The 20,553-nt window shown below is 53.8% G+C and carries 19 protein-coding genes; 11 read left to right on the top strand and 8 right to left on the bottom strand.

The features are described 5' to 3' along the window. Positions 1-30 precede the first annotated feature (30 nt). From LEPIL_RS08950 to LEPIL_RS08940, 3 genes are all read right to left on the bottom strand, one after another. Positions 31-1,764, bottom strand: a complete 1,734-nt coding sequence (locus LEPIL_RS08950) for a phospholipase D-like domain-containing protein (RefSeq protein WP_002771994.1) — start codon at positions 1,762-1,764, stop codon at positions 31-33. Between the two features lie 68 nt (positions 1,765-1,832). Next, entirely contained in the window at positions 1,833-3,251 is a 1,419-nt protein-coding gene (locus tag LEPIL_RS08945; RefSeq protein ID WP_002771992.1) for a hypothetical protein, read from the bottom strand. Then, positions 3,248-5,335 carry a hypothetical protein gene (locus tag LEPIL_RS08940; RefSeq protein ID WP_002771990.1) on the bottom strand — a complete coding sequence of 696 codons (2,088 nt, stop codon included), beginning with the start codon at positions 5,333-5,335 and terminating at the stop codon, positions 3,248-3,250. The genes LEPIL_RS08945 and LEPIL_RS08940 overlap by 4 nt, the downstream gene beginning before the upstream one ends. A 42-nt stretch (positions 5,336-5,377) precedes the next feature. Here LEPIL_RS08940 and LEPIL_RS08935 point away from each other — a divergent pair, with 42 nt between their 5' ends. Beyond that, entirely contained in the window at positions 5,378-6,532 is a 1,155-nt protein-coding gene (locus LEPIL_RS08935; protein WP_002771988.1) for a glycosyltransferase family 4 protein, read from the top strand. 35 nt (positions 6,533-6,567) lie between these two features. Beyond that, on the top strand, positions 6,568-8,085 hold the full coding sequence (locus tag LEPIL_RS08930; protein ID WP_002771986.1) for an MBL fold metallo-hydrolase: 1,518 nt from the start codon (positions 6,568-6,570) through the stop codon (positions 8,083-8,085). Between the two features lie 51 nt (positions 8,086-8,136). Here LEPIL_RS08930 and LEPIL_RS08925 read toward each other — a convergent pair whose 3' ends face one another. Further along, positions 8,137-8,994 carry a pirin family protein gene (locus tag LEPIL_RS08925; protein ID WP_002771985.1) on the bottom strand — a complete coding sequence of 286 codons (858 nt, stop codon included), beginning with the start codon at positions 8,992-8,994 and terminating at the stop codon, positions 8,137-8,139. Positions 8,995-9,071: 77 nt separating this feature from the next. On the opposite strand from LEPIL_RS08925, the gene LEPIL_RS08920 reads away from it, so the two are divergent. The 5 genes from LEPIL_RS08920 (at position 9,072) to LEPIL_RS08900 (ending at position 13,534) form a co-directional block, all read left to right on the top strand. Next, on the top strand, positions 9,072-9,632 hold the full coding sequence (locus tag LEPIL_RS08920) for a peptidase M41 (protein ID WP_002771984.1): 561 nt from the start codon (positions 9,072-9,074) through the stop codon (positions 9,630-9,632). A 121-nt stretch (positions 9,633-9,753) separates the two neighbouring features. After that, entirely contained in the window at positions 9,754-9,981 is a 228-nt protein-coding gene (locus LEPIL_RS08915; protein WP_002771983.1) for a DUF433 domain-containing protein, read from the top strand. After that, a complete protein-coding gene (locus LEPIL_RS08910; RefSeq protein WP_211208637.1) occupies positions 9,981-10,349 on the top strand; it encodes a DUF5615 family PIN-like protein in 369 nt (122 codons plus the stop codon). Before LEPIL_RS08915 ends, LEPIL_RS08910 begins: the two co-directional genes overlap by 1 nt. Positions 10,350-10,613: 264 nt before the next feature. Then, positions 10,614-11,261, top strand: a complete 648-nt coding sequence (locus LEPIL_RS08905) for a response regulator (protein WP_169314804.1) — start codon at positions 10,614-10,616, stop codon at positions 11,259-11,261. Positions 11,262-11,386: 125 nt separating this feature from the next. Beyond that, a complete protein-coding gene (locus tag LEPIL_RS08900) occupies positions 11,387-13,534 on the top strand; it encodes a beta strand repeat-containing protein (RefSeq protein ID WP_002771980.1) in 2,148 nt (715 codons plus the stop codon). Between the two features lie 226 nt (positions 13,535-13,760). Here the strand turns inward: LEPIL_RS08900 and LEPIL_RS23400 are convergent, their stop codons facing one another. Then, positions 13,761-14,192, bottom strand: coding sequence for a type II toxin-antitoxin system VapC family toxin (locus LEPIL_RS23400; RefSeq protein ID WP_002771979.1), 432 nt, complete (start codon positions 14,190-14,192; stop codon positions 13,761-13,763). After that, complete coding sequence (locus LEPIL_RS08890) at positions 14,189-14,443, bottom strand: type II toxin-antitoxin system Phd/YefM family antitoxin (protein ID WP_002771978.1); 255 nt, start codon at positions 14,441-14,443, stop codon at positions 14,189-14,191. The genes LEPIL_RS23400 and LEPIL_RS08890 overlap by 4 nt, the downstream gene beginning before the upstream one ends. Before the next feature lie 226 nt (positions 14,444-14,669). Between LEPIL_RS08890 and LEPIL_RS08885 the strand changes: the two genes are divergently transcribed. From LEPIL_RS08885 to LEPIL_RS08865, 4 genes are all read left to right on the top strand, one after another. After that, positions 14,670-16,301 carry an NHL repeat-containing protein gene (locus tag LEPIL_RS08885; protein WP_211208635.1) on the top strand — a complete coding sequence of 544 codons (1,632 nt, stop codon included), beginning with the start codon at positions 14,670-14,672 and terminating at the stop codon, positions 16,299-16,301. Positions 16,302-16,380: 79 nt separating this feature from the next. After that, on the top strand, positions 16,381-16,968 hold the full coding sequence (locus tag LEPIL_RS08880) for a hypothetical protein (RefSeq protein ID WP_002771976.1): 588 nt from the start codon (positions 16,381-16,383) through the stop codon (positions 16,966-16,968). 25 nt (positions 16,969-16,993) lie between these two features. Then, positions 16,994-17,590, top strand: a complete 597-nt coding sequence (locus LEPIL_RS08875) for a hypothetical protein (RefSeq protein WP_002771975.1) — start codon at positions 16,994-16,996, stop codon at positions 17,588-17,590. Between the two features lie 554 nt (positions 17,591-18,144). Beyond that, on the top strand, positions 18,145-19,263 hold the full coding sequence (locus tag LEPIL_RS08865) for a protein kinase domain-containing protein (protein ID WP_002771973.1): 1,119 nt from the start codon (positions 18,145-18,147) through the stop codon (positions 19,261-19,263). A gap of 125 nt (positions 19,264-19,388) precedes the next feature. Here LEPIL_RS08865 and LEPIL_RS21910 read toward each other — a convergent pair whose 3' ends face one another. Next, positions 19,389-19,895, bottom strand: coding sequence for a c-type cytochrome (locus tag LEPIL_RS21910; protein ID WP_002771971.1), 507 nt, complete (start codon positions 19,893-19,895; stop codon positions 19,389-19,391). Between the two features lie 12 nt (positions 19,896-19,907). Further along, complete coding sequence (locus LEPIL_RS21905) at positions 19,908-20,552, bottom strand: cbb3-type cytochrome c oxidase subunit II (RefSeq protein WP_002771969.1); 645 nt, start codon at positions 20,550-20,552, stop codon at positions 19,908-19,910. Between the last annotated feature and the right edge of the window lies 1 nt (position 20,553).

Here is a 20,553-nt window from a genome sequence, read left to right as displayed (position 1 = left end):
ACGGCATTTGACTTCGGGCAAATCAGGTATTCAGAGGGATTCGTCAGGCGTCGTGCAGGGAACGGGCGCCGGAAACCGGGACGGATAGAACCATAATAGGGCCAACAGGATGCGTTTCAGAGCGGCCGGCGGCGTCCTGGCCGCACAGGCGATTTCGATTTGCCCGTTGCCTTGCTGATCCTCCGTATAGAAGAAGAGCAGTGCACTTGAAGTCGCCTGTGCTTTGAAACGCAGGAAGCTGCCATTTTGTTCGATGATCTCGGCCTCTTCCAGACCGCTACGATGCAGAAGAAGCAGCCGTCTTACTGGACTCTCTATCGAGCGTCGTAGCCAGCCCCCGCTCAAAGAAACCCGATCGAGCGTCACACTGCGACACAGTCCAGCCGAACATGGATCGCAGTGCGGGCTATCGCAATAAAATGGGAGAGGGAGCAGGCCATCCGTCATAGGCTCGGGAAGGGACTCTGAAACCTCAGCCTCTCGATAATCGACCAGGGCCCGGCCCGACGACAGAACGCCGGTCGCCCCGGGATCAAACTCAGCGGAGCTCTGGAAGCCCGCCGATGCGGAGGAGGGAGCGCAGTTCGCGTCTCGAAAGAGCAGTCCGCGAAAGAAAGCGCCGTGTCCTCGCATAAGCTGCACCTGCCGTTCCGGCATGCAAAGGCGACCGTTCTCGTACGTCAGGCCTTCCGTAAACGGCGCGGAGTTATACGGCGGGCGCGCAACGGGCTGTGAGAGCGCCTGCAATCGTTCAAACTCTGCGTGAAAGAGAGGCAACGCCTGCGGATCCCTGATCTCAAAAAAGGTTTCCAGATTCGAATCGCGCGCGCTCAATGAGTAGTTGAACGATCCGGTGAGGATGCGATCGTCCACGATCATCGTCTTATGATGTTGCTTTCCTCCATGCTTTGCTCCGTCTTCAGCATAATATACGCGTTCGTTTCCATCTGCATATAAAAAGAAAGGAGAAGAACCCGCCGCTCCGTAAACCTCATGCAGCATATCTTTCGGTGACATCCCGTCCCTTCCGCTGGATTCGATGACGGCGGCAACATGCGTGCCGTTGCGAGCGGCCACCAGCATGGCCGTGGCCATTACTGCGTCGGTGAAGCTGAAAATCATCACGCGTACGGAGCGCCCGCGCAGAACACTCTGTACCAGTTCGGATTGAATCGTGCGCCCGTGAAGAGGAGCGATCATCATACGGAATAGGGCGCCGTTATCCTGCCACGAGATCGGCATATCGCCCTGTTCTTCAAACTCCAGAGAATTCAGTATCGTCGTCGCAACTGCCTCTGGTATGCGCGAGATAAAGAAGAGATTGTTGTTATACATCATCCCGCTGCGTGTGAAGTTTCCTGTTCCAGAAATGAGTATCGTTCTATCGATCAGCATAAGCTTGGCGTGTTGCAGCCCCGTTTTTGCGCGAAGCCTGTAGGGCAGTTCTCGTTTTTCAAGACCCTCATAATTCTGATCCGATGATCCGGTAAGAGTTAACTGAATGCCGCGATCGGCGGCCCGTTTTAGAGCATCCATGATTTGCGGATCATCAAGCCCGTAGAACCAGAATACGATCTCATTTCGGGCCGCATCGACGCGGCGAACGATTTCAGATCGAAGCCGGAACCGCTCAACGTCGGAGGCCTCGGGCATCGTGAAAAGGTAAACAGGCGTCGGACTTTCCAGAAGAAAGGCAAGCGCATCATCGGTTCTCTTGCTGCACGCAACGGCCAGCATCAGAGAGCAAAATAGCAGGCGTTTCATAGTTCCTCCTTGAAACGGATTTTTGTATGGATTTCGCTACAGAAGAATCGAGCCCCATAGCGTCTGAGCTATCTCGTATTCGACGGCGATCCATGTTCGATGGGAACGGGCAGACGGAACCAGACTGAGATGGATTGAGCCTGCAGACGCCTTTTGCGTTCCTCGTCTCGATCATAGAGAGCGGAGTAAGTAAGAGCGACGGATCCTTTCATGAAATCGGGCGATAGCTGAAGCTCCGCCGCCCATCCGGCATGGTCGTTGTAGATCTCTCGTTCTCGTTCCGCTCCGTCCGTGGTCTGCTCGTAGCGAAAGGGCACGATGATGCCCGCCCGCAGCGCGATGCCCCATTGATCTCCCTGATAGTGCAGGGTAAGATCTCCGTAGTCTCCCGGATAACGAAAGGGCGGAGTGTTCTGCACGATCAATCCGTCACAGCGATCCTCAGGAACGGGGACGCAGGGCAATCCGTTTAACTGGGCGTCGGCCAGCAGAGGCAGATCGGTGGACGGAGCGCCGTAATCAACAAAGCCGACACGGCGATCTGTGTAGGCATCGGCCGGTCGATCGGCCTCCGAGCGCATGGCGAAAATCGAGACGCCATAGCGCTCGAAAAGCCGGGCCTTCGCGCTCAGGCGATATTGCATTCCCATTACGGGAACTGCGGCCGCACCCGCCATGGTTAACGATCCGGAGGACCGCACGGCGCCGATGAGAATGTCGATAGAGTCGGTAATTACTCCGAGATCAAGTCCGGTATGGTCGACGGAAAGCGACGATCGATCGGACGGTCCGGTTTTCGTGAAGTTCGCCGTTTGGTAGTGCAGGCCCATAAAGAACCAATCCACCGTAAGATCATACCGTATCTGATGATTGATACGGTCCGACGCATGGGAGTCGTCATGCCGGCCTTCTGTCTGACGCTTCGATAGGCTCTGCTGAATGGTAGAGAGAAAAAAGGGAGAATCGGCGAATCGGCCCGGCGGATCGATAAAGGCAAGAGGAGTGATACGAAGACTGCCGAAATCGCCATGTTGAAAATGAAGATGCAGCCCTGGATAACTGCTACGCCTCAGAGCGGCATCTCTTCCCTGAGTCGACCCGATATTCGACCAGAGATCCATGGGAGCATATCCCAGAAGCATATAAGAGAACGGAGCGATGCGAATGCCTGTAAAAGCGGGCCCCGTCGCCAGAAATTGCACCTGCTGGCGATCCTCAGCCGGGTACTGCGAAAGAAAAAAGCGCAACACGGCGTCGGAGCCGTAGACGAACGCGAAGCCGGCATCATCGGATGTATGGGGCATGGACGCCTTCAGGCCGATATCGACGGCTTGCTGTCTCTGTGCGATGGACGTCGTCTCTTTTTCGTTCCGCTCCGTCGCTCCCGCCATCACCATCGTAACAGAAACGGGAGAGGCGTAAAGCGGTTGGCTGACATACAGAACGACAGTTACGAAAACAAGCATCGATGAATAGATCCGTTTCATAGAGCGCCTCCGAACGCAACGATACCCGGCGTGGCTCGAATCTCGCATCCTGATAGAGCCCTGTCGGTCAATACGACTCCGTCGTCCGTAACCGACAGGCTGCTCTTCTCTCGCCGCAAAAGGTTATACGTCGCAGTATCGATTTCCAACTGATCGAACTGTTGAAAAACGCCGTCACTGTCGATCAGGCCGAGCCTGTAGATCGCCGCCGATGCAGGAATATACAGATCGGCGACGCGATTGCTCCGGGTGCCGCAAGTAGACGTCGGCGTGAGCGTGATGATTCTCATGTCGGATTGAGGCAGCACATAGCGCTCTTCGCGATTATCCGAAAGTCGATGGATGAAAAGATCCAGTCGGCCGCTTTCTCCTGTGCAATCCTGGCAGTAGAGTTCGATGAAGCGTCCGTCAAGAAAGGGAAGGATTTCGGATATTCGAGCCGTCGGCCATGAAGCAGGTTGCGCTGTATCGGTTCCAGGAGTCATCGCATGAGAGGGACAGAGATCAGGTCGCAATCCTGAACAGTTCATACCGTGGTATACGATTCCCGACGGCGCAACGCGTAGCGAATGAACTCGCCTGATACCGACGGCATCGGCCGACCCGTAGATCCAGACGGCCTTATCATCGACGGCTATCGTCTTTTCTCGCGCAGCGTCTGCAACGACGAGCGGTGCCGCTTTAAGACGTCGCAGTATCGTTCTCTCTGCGACCGAAATATCGAAAAGCGTTCGGTCGGCGGCGAGGATCAATATACCTGCGTCCAGAGAATCGGGGAATCCGGCCGTCCAGTCGGTTTGCCGAAAATGGAGCGATCGATTGGCGCAGTTACGACTGACACTGATTTCGATAAACTTACCCCCGATCTGAATCGACGTTTCGGATGAAGTCATGACTCCGAAGGGGTTGATTTCTGTAACGGTCAGATCGTCGACGCCGCAAACCGGTATGTTGTCGTTTACCATTCTCTGCGAATCTATTTGCTCTGCGATGCTGATCGGAATATCTTCAGGAGAGCAGGGTGACGACCATAAGCAGATGCCGCTTTTGCTAAAAGAGGATACGTCGGGAAGCCGGAGTGCAACACGCCCCGGGACGGCGAGTTCGGGCGTATACTGTTCGGGATTCAGGTTAACGATCGCTCCGTTCTCTGCGAGTTTGATTTCGGGAATGGACTGAAATCGAAAGCCTGGCGGATCGTCGCGGCGAAGCACGACGGATGAATTAGCGAAAAGCAGTAATGTAAACGTGGTGCCCTTGACGACGACGCTCTGCTTTACGGGAGTCGATTGAGATGACAGGATCAGTCGTTCGTTACCGGCGCCGCCCGTTTCGCCGGAATACGCTCCGGTTACAGATGACGCCCCGGCGGCATCCTGAAAGATATGCGTCACAGTCCGCGGCGCGGTGACGGTCAGGAATTGGTACAGCTGCTCTGCCTGTGCGGCGTCGCCGATGCGAATCGCAAGGATGCGCGAATCATGCAGTCTGTATAATAGCCAGATGCGGTCCGTGATTGCGATCGACATATCGCTATCATAGAATCGGCGCGGTAGTACGCGTTCATCTGGCGTATGAAAGGCTCTGGAGACGATCGTTATCTCGCTTTCAAGTAGCCGCAGGCCGTCATTGCAGTCGGGCTCGCAGTAAAGGAGGCGGATTGATCCGATTGTATCTCTGAGTGCAGCGGCCGAGAGAATGTAGGCGGCGATGTCATCGCGTTCCAGCCTGTCATACGCTGTTTTACCCTGTTCGAAAGAGGCATCGACGAAGGCCTGAAAAGAAGCGTCAAGAGAGGAGGAACAATAGCTGACGTTAAGTCCCTGTTCAAGCGCACGATAGAAAGCAGGTCGACCATGAAGACATCCGTCGAACTCCGGCCGTGATCGCACATAGATCGATCCTGTAATGACGTTTTGCTCCGTGCCGAACGATACTATCAGCTTCGAAGGCTCTTCCTGAAGGCCGAGCAAGGCAGGATCGACGGTCGGCTTGCAGGCGCATAGCCATAGCAGTAGAAGAATCAGAGGCCGGATCGGCGTTGTAGTGGACAATCGCGGAACGCGAAAAAAAGCTGCTGTCATACTTTCGCATGGTGGCAAACCGGGCGATTGGATGCATCGAGTATGAAAAAAATCCTGTTTATTACAGATTTTTTTGGGCCTGACCCCGGCGGCATGGAGAATTTCAATACGGGCCTCGTCCATTCTCAAGAAGACGCCGTAGTTCTGGTGACCGCATCTCCGATGCTTTCAGATGAAGGGAAGCGGCAGTCTTTCGATCATGCCCTGAACATGCCGATCCACCGTATCTCGGTGCCCATACCGAACTTCCTTGTTCCCGCTCCGGCTCGCAATCGGGAGTATGCCGCTCGCTTTCAGCAGCTACTGGAAAAGGAGCGGCCTGATCATATTCTTCTTGGCAATCTCTACGGGCGAACGGCCGGACTTGTGCCGCAGATATACAGATCGGGAATCCCGTACTCGGTGATCCTGCAGCCTCTTGACCTTGATCAGCTATCGCTCCTGCATCTGAACCTGCATCGTTTCTTGAAGAAGGCGCAGAACATCTTCGTATTCTCAAATTACTTTCACGAACTCGCCGTCATGAAAGGCCTGCGCGGCGACAACATCGTCAGCGTCCCCTTTGGATTGCATGCTCGCTGGGATCGCCGTTTGATCAAGCGGGCGAAATCGCAGATTATGGATCGATTGAAAGACGTGGAATCGAGGTTTCGCATTCTCTCGATGGGACCGCTGACGCGTGATAAGAACCTGGACCGCATCTTTCGCGTCATTGAACATCTGGACCGCATGGGAATCGATCGCAAATCCTATGCGTGGATCATCGGCGGTTCGGGACCGGAATACGGTTACCTGAAAGAACTGATCGGTCTGCACGGGCTCGAGAATACGGTTTTCCTTGTCGGATTTCTTGAAGACCTCGAAGTCGGCGCTCTTTATTATTTCAGTGATCTCTATTTTCATCCCGGCGGGCAACCGCGCAATCAGGCCAGCGGCTACAGCGCCTCGCTTCTTGAAGCAGGTTATACATCGCTGCCCACCGTTTCGGGAATGGGAGCCGGAGTCGACGAGATCATCAGGCATCAGATTACGGGCATTCTGCACAGAGCCGACGACTATGAAAGCCTCGCACGGAGCATCATCGATCTCAGTCGTGATGCCGAGCTGCGCAAAAGGATGGGGCGCTTCGCCGAGGATCGCGTGCTGACCGAATACGACATCGAGCGCACACGGCATCAGATATTCGTGCGTATCTGAAAAGACCACAACGCCCTTCGAGCGAATAACGAAATATGAAAATCGATTACCTCGGTCACTCAGAATTCATCGTGCAATTGCGCGGTGATCAGGGCGATGTACGCATCATGAACGATGTGTGGCTTTCGTCTCATGCCTTCGGCGATTTCCTCACTCGCAATCCCATCCTACCCGAGAACGTGGCGCACAGTCTTCCCGATATCGACGGCCTTTTTATTTCGCATCCGCATTGTGATCACTTTGATCCCTATACGCTCGTTCCCCTGTATAAGAAGCAGCGTCCGGTGTTGCTACTTCCAGAAACGACGGCCTATCTCAGGCCACTTCTTCGAGAGTATCTGAACGATCCCGAGATTCTGATCCTGCATGAGGGCGAGAAGGTACGCTTTCGCGGAGTGACGCTTCAGGGCTTGAACTTTATAAATGGCTATCATACAAACGAAGACGACGTCATGTGTCTTGCGATCTCAGGAAGCGACGAATTCGCCTTTTTTGAGGGAGATACGGCCGTTCCCGATACCGAAGAGGCGTGGGAGGGGCTTTATAAACTCGCCGCCGCTAAGAAATTCCAGAACCGGCTCTACGTCGCCGTTCGCAACGAGCTTGAAGCGCTGTTTCTTTCTTACGATGGACGCGATAAGGCGATGCGTCGTCGCGCGATGCAGCAGTACCGACGTCGCCGCGACGAAGAGATCCAGAACGACTTCGAGAAATTCGTAGATTCCGGCGTTCCCGAGATCTGGTCGCTTCCGGGCATGGTGCGCGTTTTGATCGGGCAGGGCATGATCCTTCCGCCTGAGCTGGAAGAACGAGCGCTCAGGCTGTCCGCTCCGTTTCCACTGGCCGAAGTCGTCGGACAGGAGAAAAAGGCCGCCGCTCGAACGGGCAAGAAGTTAACCATCCTGCCGCATAAACCCGGCTTCTTTGCTGAAATCGAATCGGGCAGAATCATCAAAGAAGGACGGTTGCCCTATCTTGAAAAGGTGCTGCATCATTCGGTTTCGTATGACTCCGAGCTTATTCTTAATAGAAAACAGATCCACCGCCCCCTTCGTAACGAGCGACGCAACGTGCAACAGCAGAGGACGGTGATGCTCGATCTCTTAAACGGCCGCTACAGGCCCGCTCTGGCCGCCGATCTCGAAGAACCGCTGAAAAAGATCATACGCGAGGCGAAGGGCCATACCTACGTCATCGAGATCAAATACGGAACGGCCGAAGATTTTCAATCCATTCGTTACGGCATCGGCTTTGAGGATTTAGACTTCGTCGAGTTAGACGAAGAGCGGCAAAAGACGACCGAGCCGGCCGAATCCTACTGGGCGAACGATCTTGAGGATCATATAAACGGCACGCAGGATATGTTCTCGACTACCCTGCATACCTTTGAAGAAGGCCGTAACATCCGCCTGTGGAACTGGCTGGGCCTTCCCTTCCTGAACAGCGATCTCATCATGAAAAAGATGGCCGTGCATTTCGAAAGAGCGGCCCGCGGCGAGACCGTGGCGGACTGGGTTCTACCTCTGGCTGCTGAGAATCTCAAGATCGACTGATCGCCAAACCGTCACGAAAGGCGGTGGATCGATCAGGCGAATCTGCATCGCTCAGGCGTCGAGCCGACCTGCCTCATAGTCATAAAACGCCTGAAGTACCTCTTCTTTTGTGTTCATAACAAAAGGGCCTCCACGAGCGACCGGTTCACCGATCGGCTCGCCGCCGATCAACAGAAACCGACTGCCTTCGTCGCCGGCTGAGATCTCGATCTCAGGTCCTCGACTGAGAAAGGCCGTGCTTGTCGTCGGAACACGGCGGTTGCCGATCGTAAGATCGCCTTCCAGCACAAGAACAAAGACGTTCCACGTTTCGGGCACCGAGTGATGGAAGCTGCGGTTCGCTGCAAGCTCGACGTCGAAGTACTGAATGGGAATATGCGTCTGCGTCGGACCCGTCGTTTCGCCGTACGTCCCTGCAATGACCTTGAGCGTTCCGTCGGCATCGTCGCTCTGGCCGAGCGCGACATCAGGAAAACGATCGGCCGGAATATCCTGATACGCCGGGTCAACCATCTTCAGACGGCCGGGCAGATTCACCCAGAGCTGCGTTCCGCGAAGCAGGCCGTGTTCCTGTTCGGGCATCTCGCTGTGAATGATGCCGCGACCGGCCGTCATCCACTGAACGGAGCCCGGACCGAGCAGGCCTTCGTTCCCGCGCGAATCGCGATGACGCATGCGTCCGGCGATCAGATAGGTGACGGTTTCAAACCCGCGGTGCGGATGCGGAGGAAAGCCGGCGATATACGCTCCCGGATCGTCGCTGTGAAAGACGTCGAGAAGAAGAAACGGATCATAGATGGAAAGCTCCGGCGTTCCGATGAAACGCCTCAGCTGTACGCCCGCTCCGTCGCTTGTGGGCATCCCCGGATGGATGCCCAGCACATGCCGCTTCACTTCATTCTCGTTCATGACATAAGATAAAGAAATCAGGGAGCGAACGTCCGCAAAAATGTTGTGTATGGACGCCGCTGCGCGAATTATTGCACGTGCAGAGACGCAGCGTCTATACAGAGCTTGAAGCGACGGCCTATCATGAGGCCGGTCATACCGTCATGGCCTACTTGAAGAGCATCCGCATCGTTCGCGTCTCCATCGTCGCCGATGAACGCGAAGGCAGCCTCGGCCATCTGCTCTATTCGGGTAAACTCGGCGAAGAGGCCGTTCAGGGCCTCGACTCCGTGCGCAGGCGTCTGCTCGGTCAGATCCAGACGGCCATGGGCGGACTGACGGCCGAATATCTGTTCACCGGAAAGCGGAATATAAACGGGGCGGCCGGCGACCTGGCCATCATCGAATCGATCCTGCCCGTCCTTGAACGCACGCCCGAGGCGGCGATGGCGCTCACCACCGAACTCTGGAAGCAAACCGAGACGGAGCTGAACGTCGCCCGCTCCTGGAAGATGCTGCATGCGCTGGCCGAATACCTGCTCGATCGTCAGCCGACGTTAAGCGGTAAAGACGCCCTTGAAATCGTAAAGGCCGCCGATCCCGAGGCCACAGAGGAACAGATCGACGAGCTGCATGGCCTGCTCAATCGAGAGCAATAGGAGGCGAGTGAGCGCCAGGCGTGCTCGGCAAGCACCAGTGAGGCGACCCTTGATCTGGATGGTATAATTACCGGTTGACGTCCGCAAAATTCTATCGTAGGCTGTGCAAGGTGAGGGTACAATGAATTGGAAAGAAAGGGTTTTCGCTGATCCACTGATCTGTCATGGTCAGGTTTGTATAAAAGGTACTCGTGTACCGGTGGCTGTTATTCTTGATAATCTTTCAGAGGGAGTTACTGAGGCGGAGGTTTTGAGAAGCTATCCCACTCTGACGTCAGAGGATATCAAAGCTGCTCTCGGCTACGCAGCAGAACTCTCCAGGGAGCGGATTATTTCGATCTCGGCATGATGATGCGTTTTAAGGTTGATGAAAACTTACCGTCCGAGACGGCCCTTTTACTGAAGCAGGCAGGATATGATGCAGTGACTGTCCTTGAACAGAGGATGCAGGGTGTACACGATGCAGTACTCATTGAGGTCTGTCGAAAAGAAAAGAGAATTCTCATCACACTTGATCTGGATTTTGCCAATATCAAGATGTACCCACCGAAAGAGTATGCCGGAATCATTATTTTGAAGTTGAGGACTCAGTCGAAGCACAGTGTTTTGCGGTGCGTGAACTCCATTCTGCCGTTGTTCGGATCGGAATCTATCCATGAAAGCCTCTGGATAGTGGATGAAAGCCATGTTCGAATTCACAACAGTGAAGATGCATGAAACGCTGGCAGCATTTTCGCCTGATAGAGCAGCTGCCTGTTTTGCCGCATTGGTAATCCTTCTGTATTCCCAGTAGATTGGTCGAGAAGATATTCAGGACGACCTGTTTATTCTGCATACTGTTGATCGATATTAAAAAATACCCTATTTTGAGTATTGATTTTATAGTCAAAAGGATTTAATTACTATCCACGGGTTGATTCAATAATGGTCCCTTGCGGAGAATAATTGATGTTCTGGATATTGTGATGGTGGTTATTGCAGGTGAATCGATCTTCTGACATTTCAGGAAGTGTCAGGATTGCACTTGTGGATGGTGATCGGGCATTTTGTGCAGGATTTTCGTCAAAGTTACGCCGCTCCCGTGCGGTCTACGCTGTCGACGAATACAATCATGCAGAGGATTTCTGGCGTACCTCGGCGCGCCGTATGTATGATCTGCTCTTTCTTGATCTGCAGCTGCCAGGGACCGATGGGTTGAGCCTGCTCAGCATGCTTGAAAAGCGCAGGAATAAACCCAGACCAATCGTTCTGACCGGCGTTGAGGATGATCTTGAGATCCTGAAGGCCTTTCGACGCGGCGCTGTCGGTTATATTTTAAAGAAGGAACTCCATCAGCTCAGGGATCTGATCGGAATGGCCGTCTCTGATGGCGCCGTTGTGACATCCCGTATCGCTCAGGTGCTCATCAATCATGTGGTCTCTGATCGTCAGGTGGCCAGACCGCTTTCAACAAGAGAACACCAGGTCCTGGAGTTGCTCGTCTCGGATTTAAGTACGGATGACGTCGCTCGTATTATGGGCATCTCTCCGCATACGATGCGAAAGCATATCCGCAATATCTACTGCAAACTCGAAGTGAACTCTCGCATGGGACTGGCCATCAAGGCGAAAGAACTTGGCCTCCTGTAAGAACGGGGGCCTGTAAGTCTCAGTGTCGGATGCCAGATTCTATCATATTGTCGAAAAATACTCTATATTGAGTATTGCAATCTGCGAGAGTATACCCATATAATCTCACCGGTTTCGATTGTTTGATGGCAAGACTCTACCTGACGGCGCATCCTTACGGGGTTAACGCGATCGGCTATCAGGGCATAGATGAGAGAGTACATGATCAGATCGAAACCCGGGGGGACAGGATGCTTACACATAAAAATTCGATACAGCGCAAATGGCACCGGCGTGCACAGCTCGTTATCTTTGGCTTCGTGGTTACTGTATTCTCTTCCTGTTCTAAGAGCGAGAGTACCGATATGAGCTTTCTTGCTCTGCTGGGTGGTGGAGGAGGGGGAGCAGCGCCGACGGATCCTTCTGGTCCAGGAGCAGGCTCTCCTGGAGGCGACAACACACCGCCGACGGTCTTGATCCAGAATCTGCGCGATAAAGGTATCGTCGAAACCGGATTCCTGATCGGTACAGCTGCGAATGAGACAGGTGTTGCCGCAGTGGAAGTATCCCTGGATGGGGGGGCCTATGCCACGGCGACGGGAACCACATCATGGTCTTATAAGATGCCGACAGGCAGTTCGACGTGGCGTGATCATAGCCAGCATACGATTGCCGTACGAAGCAAAGACAGCGCCGGCAATTATTCCAGCGTGACAACCATCACGGTTCGCAAGGGAATCAACAAGGATATCAACGGCGACGGTTATGCCGACGTTGTCGTGGGGGCACCTCAATACAGCAGCAACACCGGTCGTGCCTACGTTTTTCATTCCACGGGCAGCGGCGGTGTGACGATCACGACAGCGGGTTCGGCTTCAACGACCATCACGGGCGAGGCGAGCAGCAAATTAGGCGTCAGCGTTGCCACCGGTGATGTGAATGGCGACGGCTTTGCCGACGTTGTTGTAGGGGCCAATGGTTACAGCAGCGACACCGGCCGGGCCTATGTATTTCATTCTGCGGGTAGCGGCGGAGTGACTATCACGAGTGTCACCTCGGCATCTGCCATCATCACCGGTGAAGGAGCTGCCAATCAATTCGGCTATAGCATTGCCACAGGTGATATCAACGGTGATGGTTATTCTGATGTTCTCGCGGGTGCACATGGTTGCAGCAAAACGTACGTTTTTCATTCTTCGGGTAGCGGTGGTGTGACCATCGCAAGCGCCGCCTCGGCATCGCGCATGATAACTGGTGAGGGGAGTGGCCATCAGTTTGGCGTCAGCGTCGCTACAGGCGATGTAAACGGCGACGGTTTTGCCGACGTTGTTGTCGGGGCAAAAAATTATGACAATGGCGGGGTTATCGCCCGGTACGGCCGGGTGTATGTGTTTCATTCCACGGGTAGCGGCGGTGTGACGATCACAGCGGCTGCCGATGCGTCATCCACAATTACGGGTGAGTTCATGACCAATGCTTTTTTTGGCAATAGCGCTGCTATCGGAGACGTGGACGGCGATGGTTTTGCGGACATTGTCGTAGGGGCATACAGTCATGGCACTGCTACCGGCCGGGTGTATGTGTTTCATTCCACGGGTAGCGGCGGTGTGACGATCACAGCCGCTACCGATGCATCTGCCATCATCACTGGTGAGGCAACCGCCAGCAACTTCGGCGTTACCGTTGCTACAGGGGACGTGAACGGCGACGGCTATGGGGATGTTGTCGTCGGTGCCAATCAATTCAGTACTTGGACTGGCCGAACGTATGCGTTTCATTCTTCCGGCAGCAGCGGTGTCACGATCACGAGTGCTGCCTCGGCATCTACCATCATCACGGGCGAGGCGAGCAGTCGGCTCGGCAGTAGCGCTGCCACGGGCGATATGAATGGTGATGGCTATGCCGACATTGTCGCGGGGGCATTCGGTTACAGCAGCAACACCGGCCGGGCCTATGCTTTTCATTCTTCGGGCAGCAGCGGTGTGACGATCACGAGCGCCGCCTCGGCATCAGCGATCATCACGGGCGAGGCGAGCAGCTTTTTCGGCAATAGCGTTGCCATGCGATCCACTTCTCGCAGTTCGCTTATGAATGCCTCCACGCCGACCGCTGAAGCAAGGGATAAGACGGATTGCAGATCCTGCGTGAATCGGATGTGGCTAACCCTTTCTAAGGAAGGTTGGTTTCGGCCACCCTCTATGGGTAGGGATTCATTGCACTGGTTCGGTTTGAATTCGAGCGAAAAGGATCGTCACCAGGTATACGCGTGGGTTTCGGTTGAGTCGAGGGGCTGATATTTTTTTCAGTGGGCTCGTGGAAGAACGGGGATCGCGTTGTTTGAAAGAGCATGAATTTCGCAGAATAGCGCGACGGCAAATTTAAGTCAAACCACACGGGCTGTCTGGGGCAGAGAGGCCGGGGCCTTACAGAGTCGCAAGTGATGACATTGACCGATTTGGATGGATCAGATCGAATTCTGTGGGACAGATGCTCCTGAACCCGTTTTTCAGCAGGAACTATTTATGCTCGGTTGCCCATTCCGGCAACGGAGAGTCCACAGGCAACGGCAGCCAGGGCCAGTTGAACGTCGTGTGTCAGGAGCACCAATGAAGCATCCCGTAATTCTTCTGAGAGAAAAAGGGCAGATGAGAGATGAATGGCGTCCAGCGTTCCGATGACGGTAGGAAACGGTTCGCCAGCTCTTTTCTTAACTGCATCGCCGATTTCAATTATTTGAAAGGTCGAATAGACCTCCGATAGATTCAGGCGAAGATCGGAGTAGTCTTGATCCGTTATCCGACTTTCAAGACGCAGCCGATTTAGAGTGCGATTGCTTTCAATCCATAGAAGCTCGCTCACATAGCATCGGTCCCAGGAAAAAAAATCGGAATAGGCATTATTATGATTCAACAGCCACCGAAGGAGAACAGAAGTATCAAGGTATACAATCAACGATATTCTCCGCTCCGATCTTGTAAGAGAATATCTACAGGATCCAGGTCGAGGTTTCCGGCGAACCTTCGTTGGACGATTTTCCCGGGGTTCTGTGGCTCCTGAATCGTAATTCTGAGATTGCCCGAAAAAGGGATCAGTCTTGCAACGGGATGGCTCCTGTCCATCACCACATATTCAGTCCCCTTTCCAACTTTTTTTAGCGCATCGCTGAGATGGGCCTTCAGTTTGGAAATGGATATAGTCTCCATGAGACTATATATGGTCATATTCAAGCTTTGTCAATTATAAATTATGTCCGCTTTCTGAATGACATGGAGTGGCCATCAAAGCGAAAGAACTTGGCCTCCTGTAACAACGGGGGCCTGTAAGTCTCAGTGTCGGATGCCAGATTCTATCATATTGTCGAAAAATACTCTATATTGAGTATTGCAATCTGCGAGAGTATACCCATATAATCTCACCGGTTTCGATTGTTTGATGGCAAGACTCTACCTGACGGCGCATCCTTACGGGGTTAACGCGATCGGCTATCAGGGCATAGATGAGAGAGTACATGATCAGATCGAAGCCCGGGGGGACAGGATGCTTACACATAAAAATTCGATACAGCGCAAATGGCACCGGCGTGCACAGCTCGTTATCTTTGGCTTCGTGGTTACTGTATTCTCTTCCTGTTCTAAGAGCGAGAGTACCGATATGAGCTTTCTTGCTCTGCTGGGTGGTGCAGCAGGCGGTGAACCAACGGCCATCTGGGCACGATCGGTAGTGGAGGGCGCCGAAGCTTCGGAATTCCGCGCGGTCACGCTTACGGCGGACGGATCTCTGTACGCTGTAGGATATCAGGAAGGATCTGGAACATATTCGTACAGTGATGCTGTGAGCGTTCAAGGGGCCTCGGTATATGAGAACGGCCTGTTAATCAAATTCAATGGCGACGGAGTTGCGCAGTGGGCGCGCAGTAGCGTCGTGGGAACCCGGCAATCAGAATTCAATGCCATCGCTATCGATGGAGCCGGCAATATTTACGTTGCCGGACAGCAAACGGGTACGGGAACTTTTCAATACGGTGCCGGAGTGTCTGCAACCGGGAGCAGTACCTACGAGAATGCGCTCATCGTCAAATACAGCCCGGATGGTGAGGCAATATGGGCGAAAAGCCCGACAGGTTCCGGAGCAAGGTCTGCTTTTTACGGGCTGGCTATTGACGGCGATGGAAATGTGTACGCGGCAGGCTATCAGGGGCAGAGCAGCCTTGACTATGGGAATGGAGTTAGCGTGGATCCAGGCAGTTTGACGAACGCGCCTGTTCTGGTCAAATTTGATCCCTCTGGAGATGCTATCTGGGGAAGGTCAACCACTGCCGGCCCGAACGCCTCCGCCGCATTCCATGCCGTGGCAATGTCGGGTTCAGATGTCGTTGTTGTGGGTTATCAATATGGGAACTCCGTATTCCAGTATGGCGCCGTGAATGCTACCGGTGCCGTATCCAACCGCAGGAATGCGCTTCTAATCAGCTATAGTAACGCCGGAACTGCACAATGGGCGAGAAGCGTCTTCTCGGGCACAGATGAATCCTCTTTTGACAATGTTTCCGTGGATTCTCATGGCCGAATCTATGCGGCCGGTTATCAGACAGGATCAGGTCGATATACCTATGATGCAGCCGGCAGCGTCGGCGTGGCGAATAGCACATCCTACAGCAATAATATCGGTGCATTGCTTGTTCGTTACAGCAGCGACGGCACAGCAGACCTTGCCCTTGGTGCGAGCTCAGAGCAGTATGACGCACGTTTCAGAGCAATCTCTGTAGATGAGAGCGACAGTATAATTACGGCAGGTTCTGTGGAGTGTTCTAACGTCGGGGTGCCCTGTCAGTATATGCTTCGTAAGAGCAGCAGCGCAGGATCCCTGCAATGGACGAGGACTTCCGTGCCGACATTCAGCAACTGGCGCTCTATCTTTTATGGCGTGGCAGCTGCCTCGAACGGTGATATTATCGCCGTAGGCCATCAATTTGATGACCGTCCATATTCCTATGGAGCCGGTGTTGAGGTTGCCGGCAGTAGCAATGATGACAATGCGATTATTGTCAGATTCAGACCTTGATTGCATCTGCCGGAAAGCGAAAAATACTCCATTTTGAGTATTTGCATTCAGAAAAATCTATGATATCCAACAATCTGCGATGTTTATAGAAAAAGTTTTTGCAACGAATTCATTGCTGAGATGCGGATCCGTTGCCTTCCTCTTCTCATTGGCCGCGCTGGGCTGTAGCGAACGACCACCCGAGGCCGAACTGGCAAAGCGTGTCCTGGCGCTTCTTGGTAAGATGCCCGCAGACGAAGTTGTGTACATGAAGATGATCGGCAGCAAGGAGCCGGGCGACCTCAGCCCGCGCGAAGCCGCCATGCTTGTTGTTGCCATTGATGAGCTGAAAGCCATGGCCGAGCAGCTTGTCCGGGCCGATCCGGGAGGCGATGTTCAGCCGTTTACTCTGGCCGCCGTGAGTTCTTATTCGATGCCGGCGGTGATCAGAGGGTACCAGGCCGGTACGTATATGCGTTTTATTGGCAGGTTTCGCTATCCGCGTACCGACGTCGACTATATCGAATACAAGAATCATGTTGATGAACTGGGGAAGGATAAAGACTTCCGCGAGTCCGTCAGAGAGAAGGTTCTCTCTGACGAGCAGCTTGATGAATACGAGACGTTATTCGATCATCTGCGAGACATCGACAGCGAGCGAGCTTACCTGAGATCGATAAAAAAATGAAGATTGAAAAATAGAGAGGGTTGATATGTTCGAAAGACTTTTGTTCTTGAAGCCGGTGTTGCATGACCTTGAAAAGGGACAGTACTGGAAACAGCTATTTGGATGGGGCCTGCGAGTGGTCGCGGCGTTCTGGTTGATCATAGCGTTTGTTGTACCGATAGCCGCTCTATCGAAATTGACTGGCGAGGCGCCTGCTATTGCCTTTCTTGTCGTCGTCGTGGGCGCAATCGGACTTTTCCTGATCTTTGTGCTCAGTGCGTCTATTCTCTGGATTCGATCCTCTGATATTCTGCAGCTCGATGTGAACAAAGGCGGAGTATTCTATTCCATTTTCTACTCGGTATGGATCGTAATCGTTGAGGTGACGGCTATGAGCTTGCTTGGCTTCGGTGCGATTGCCGGCATACTCAGTCTTATCGTGATCAAAAGCCCTATCGGTTCCGCCGCTCTTCAGGCCATGCCCTACATCGGCTCGTTTGCCGGCCGTTTCGGATGGCTGATGGTATTGATCATTATTCCGATCGTGGCGCTGTACCTCTTCATAGGCTATACGGCTGCGGACTTCTATAAGAGATTCTTCCGGATGATGGATGACGTGAGCGAGATTAGAAAGAAGAAGTGACCCGTACGAGCGCGGGGTCGGTCACCCCTTCTTAGAAGGGGGTTGCAATTTCAAATCATATCAGGAGAAAGAAATGCCAGTATTGCGACGGATAGTCTTCCTGTTGTTGAGCGTCAGTCTAATTCTTGTTGGGTGTAGCTCTCCTAACTTTCGACATACATCGTACGATTACCACTATTACTACTCACGATCTCACGGGTACCGATATTCTCCCGGAACTGCTCATTCGTATTCGTACGATGCCTGTAATACCCTGGCAGAGGCAAGGGTGCAGGGGAATCTTCTCTATCTAACGGTGGTCGATGGCCCATGGGTGGCCTTTCCCGTCTTGAAGAAGGCTCAGCCTTTTTCATTCACAATGATGACACAGGGAATGTTCATGCATATCAGAACATCTCAGGGTACGAGTGTATGGACGCAAAAAAATGGTGATACCTGGGAGCAGCGTCATGTTGGAGCCTGCATTCTTCTGAAAGAGTAGTCTGCAGCTTTTTCCGCCGCCGCCCTCTCCAATTCCCGATTGACAGCCTCTGGCCGGCATCACAGCCTATGGGATGCCTTCCGTAATTGCAGAATTAAATCAGGTGCTTGCATCGCTCAAGGATGCGGTGCGCACAGAAGATGTCTTTGGAATCCCGGCTGCCGGAACGTCGAGCGACGAGTTGCGAGCGACGATTAAAAAGACCTTCCTGCGCCTGAGTCAGCTGACCGATCCCGATCTGTATCCCGGTGATGCCGATGCAAAGGAGCTGGCAACAGAGGCGCATGCCTTACTGCAAGCATTCTATGAGCAGGCCCTGAGCAAGGTTCAGTCGGGCGAATACGGCAGGGCTCCGCAGCGAGGCGCCGAGGCGAATTCCGCCGCTTCAATTGCGACGACGCGACGGCACTATCGTATCGAGAAGGCGCTGGCACAGGGTGATCTTGCTACGGTATTCGAGGGAGTATGCGAAGAAGGCGAGGGCGAGGCGGCAAAGATCGTCATCAAGCTGGTCGAAGATCCGGCGGATAACGATCTCATGCAAAACGAAGCGCGTATCATCAAGCTGCTTCATGCCGGCGAAGGGGTGCAGACGAAGCATCTGCCCGTGCTCATGGATGATTTCCGGACCGACGACGGCCGCATCGGCCTTGTGATGCGCCGCATCGACGGCTATGACCTGCATTCCGTGCGCGAGAAATACGTGAAGGGCATCCCACCGCGGCATATCATCTGGCTGTTCCGGCGTTTGCTATCGGTGCTCGGCTATGCGCACAGTCAGGGCATTCTGCACGGCAACGTCGATCCCGCTCATATTATGATACGGCCCTCAGATCATAACGTATGGTTGATCGACTGGACGTGCTCGATCTACAAGCCTGCATCGACCGGGCAGGGGTTTCGCATCCTGAACGAGAAATACAGCGCTCCCGAGGTTGCTGAAAAGAAGCCGCCTCTACCTTCCTCTGATCTGTTCTCGGCCGCTCGCTGTATGGTCTATGCTCTGGGCGGGAATCCCGAGACGGCTGAGATGCCGGCCGAAGTCGATGAACGCATACAGCGCTTCATCAGATTCTTCTTAAAAGAAAGCCCCATGCAGCGCGCTCAGGACGCCTGGGAGATGTACGGTATGCTGGATGATCTGCGAGCCGAGGTCTACGGCCCCCACGAGTTTATTCCGTTTGAGATGTGATCGGCTTTTCACGTTCGCTGGCGGGAATTTAAAAACAATTTGATACCGAGCCGTCCTAACCCCTCAAAGTAAAAAAAGCCGGGCTTATCACCCGGCTTTTTCCAGATAAAAAGGTCGAACGTCGCTTACTTCACGTTTGAAACGGCGTCTTTTTCAATCGAGGGGTTACGGCTGGAAAGATAGTAGATAACCTCCCAGACCTCGATGCCCGAAATTGCAGCGCCGCCCTTCGGAGGCATCGGTACGCCCTTAACGGCCTGTGCACCCGAGATGCCCGTAGAAACGAGCTTGTAGAGGTTCGTCTCTTTGGACGGCGGATGATACCATTCCGTGTCTTTCAGGTTCGGGCCGACGCCGCCCTCAAGATCCATTCCGTGGCAGGCGAAGCAGGCACGCTTGTAAGTGGCCTCCCCGTTTGCGATCGCCTTCGCGTCACGCACGGGAATGATCTCAATCGTCGGTTTGATCGTTTCCGTTCCCATCTCTTCGCGAATCATGCTCTGGCGGCTCTGTGCGCGGAATCCCACCTGATAGATGGTCGCACCGATACCGATGACCAGAACGAGAGAGAAGAGGTAAGCGACCCAGCCCGGAGTCGACTTAGTTTCAGGATTGTTGTTATGCTCAGACATATTCGCTTCCTCTTATTGTTTGTAGAACTGCGACTCGTAGGACAGGTTCCGCTTTCCGAGGAAGAGCAGATAGGCTACAAGGGCGTCGCCGCGGGTGGACTCGTCAAGTCGGTCGAATACGCCGCGCTGATACGGATCAGAGAAGGGAATACCGGCATTCATCATCCAGCGGATCTTCCACGACATACGCAGAGGCTGCATGCTTCCACCGGCCTCTTCGCCGGCAAAGAGATGCGTGAAGCTATGAAGGCCTTCTTTGCTCTGTAGCAGCTCGGTCAGGCCTTCCTTCGTGTATTTTGATGCGGCGGCAGAAAGGTCCGGTCCGATGCGGCGGCTGCCCATCACCGAAGGCGTGAAGAATACGAGTTCTTTCGCATCGGCGCTGTAGGTATTCGCGTATTTCTCGACGTTTGTGAAACGCACGACCTCAGCCTTGAACGGGCGGATGTTCTGCGTATGGCAGCTCTGGCATCCGGCTTCGTAGTAAACCTCATGTCCTTTCAGAACAAGCGGATCTTCGGGCGCCTGCGTATGTGCATGCGCTCCGTGCAGATCGAGTCCGCAGAAGGGCAGCACAGCGACGGCTGCAAACGATGCGACAGAGAGAACGATCGTCGCACCGACCAGTTTGATGGGATTTTCAAAGATCGATTTCATG

Source organism: Leptonema illini DSM 21528, from assembly GCF_000243335.1.
Lineage (GTDB): Bacteria > Spirochaetota > Leptospiria > Leptospirales > Leptonemataceae > Leptonema > Leptonema illini.
The sequence above is the reverse complement of the archived record's forward strand: the minus strand, read 5'-3'. Positions and strand labels throughout refer to the sequence as shown.

Bases quoted from the DNA above. Each gene is read 5' to 3' on its own strand.
- LEPIL_RS08950 (WP_002771994.1), bottom strand. From the start codon at position 1,764: ATGAAACGCCTGCTATTTTGCTCTCTGATGCTGGCCGTTGCGTGCAGC.
- LEPIL_RS08945 (WP_002771992.1), bottom strand. From the start codon at position 3,251: ATGAAACGGATCTATTCATCGATGCTTGTTTTCGTAACTGTCGTTCTG.
- LEPIL_RS08940 (WP_002771990.1), bottom strand. From the start codon at position 5,335: ATGACAGCAGCTTTTTTTCGCGTTCCGCGATTGTCCACTACAACGCCG.
- LEPIL_RS08935 (WP_002771988.1), top strand. From the start codon at position 5,378: ATGAAAAAAATCCTGTTTATTACAGATTTTTTTGGGCCTGACCCCGGC.
- LEPIL_RS08930 (WP_002771986.1), top strand. From the start codon at position 6,568: ATGAAAATCGATTACCTCGGTCACTCAGAATTCATCGTGCAATTGCGC.
- LEPIL_RS08925 (WP_002771985.1), bottom strand. From the start codon at position 8,994: ATGAACGAGAATGAAGTGAAGCGGCATGTGCTGGGCATCCATCCGGGG.
- LEPIL_RS08915 (WP_002771983.1), top strand. From the start codon at position 9,754: ATGAATTGGAAAGAAAGGGTTTTCGCTGATCCACTGATCTGTCATGGT.
- LEPIL_RS08910 (WP_211208637.1), top strand. From the start codon at position 9,981: ATGATGCGTTTTAAGGTTGATGAAAACTTACCGTCCGAGACGGCCCTT.
- LEPIL_RS08900 (WP_002771980.1), top strand. From the start codon at position 11,387: ATGGCAAGACTCTACCTGACGGCGCATCCTTACGGGGTTAACGCGATC.
- LEPIL_RS08890 (WP_002771978.1), bottom strand. From the start codon at position 14,443: ATGGAGACTATATCCATTTCCAAACTGAAGGCCCATCTCAGCGATGCG.
- LEPIL_RS08880 (WP_002771976.1), top strand. From the start codon at position 16,381: ATGTTTATAGAAAAAGTTTTTGCAACGAATTCATTGCTGAGATGCGGA.
- LEPIL_RS08875 (WP_002771975.1), top strand. From the start codon at position 16,994: ATGTTCGAAAGACTTTTGTTCTTGAAGCCGGTGTTGCATGACCTTGAA.
- LEPIL_RS08865 (WP_002771973.1), top strand. From the start codon at position 18,145: ATGCCTTCCGTAATTGCAGAATTAAATCAGGTGCTTGCATCGCTCAAG.
- LEPIL_RS21910 (WP_002771971.1), bottom strand. From the start codon at position 19,895: ATGTCTGAGCATAACAACAATCCTGAAACTAAGTCGACTCCGGGCTGG.
- LEPIL_RS21905 (WP_002771969.1), bottom strand. From the start codon at position 20,552: ATGAAATCGATCTTTGAAAATCCCATCAAACTGGTCGGTGCGACGATC.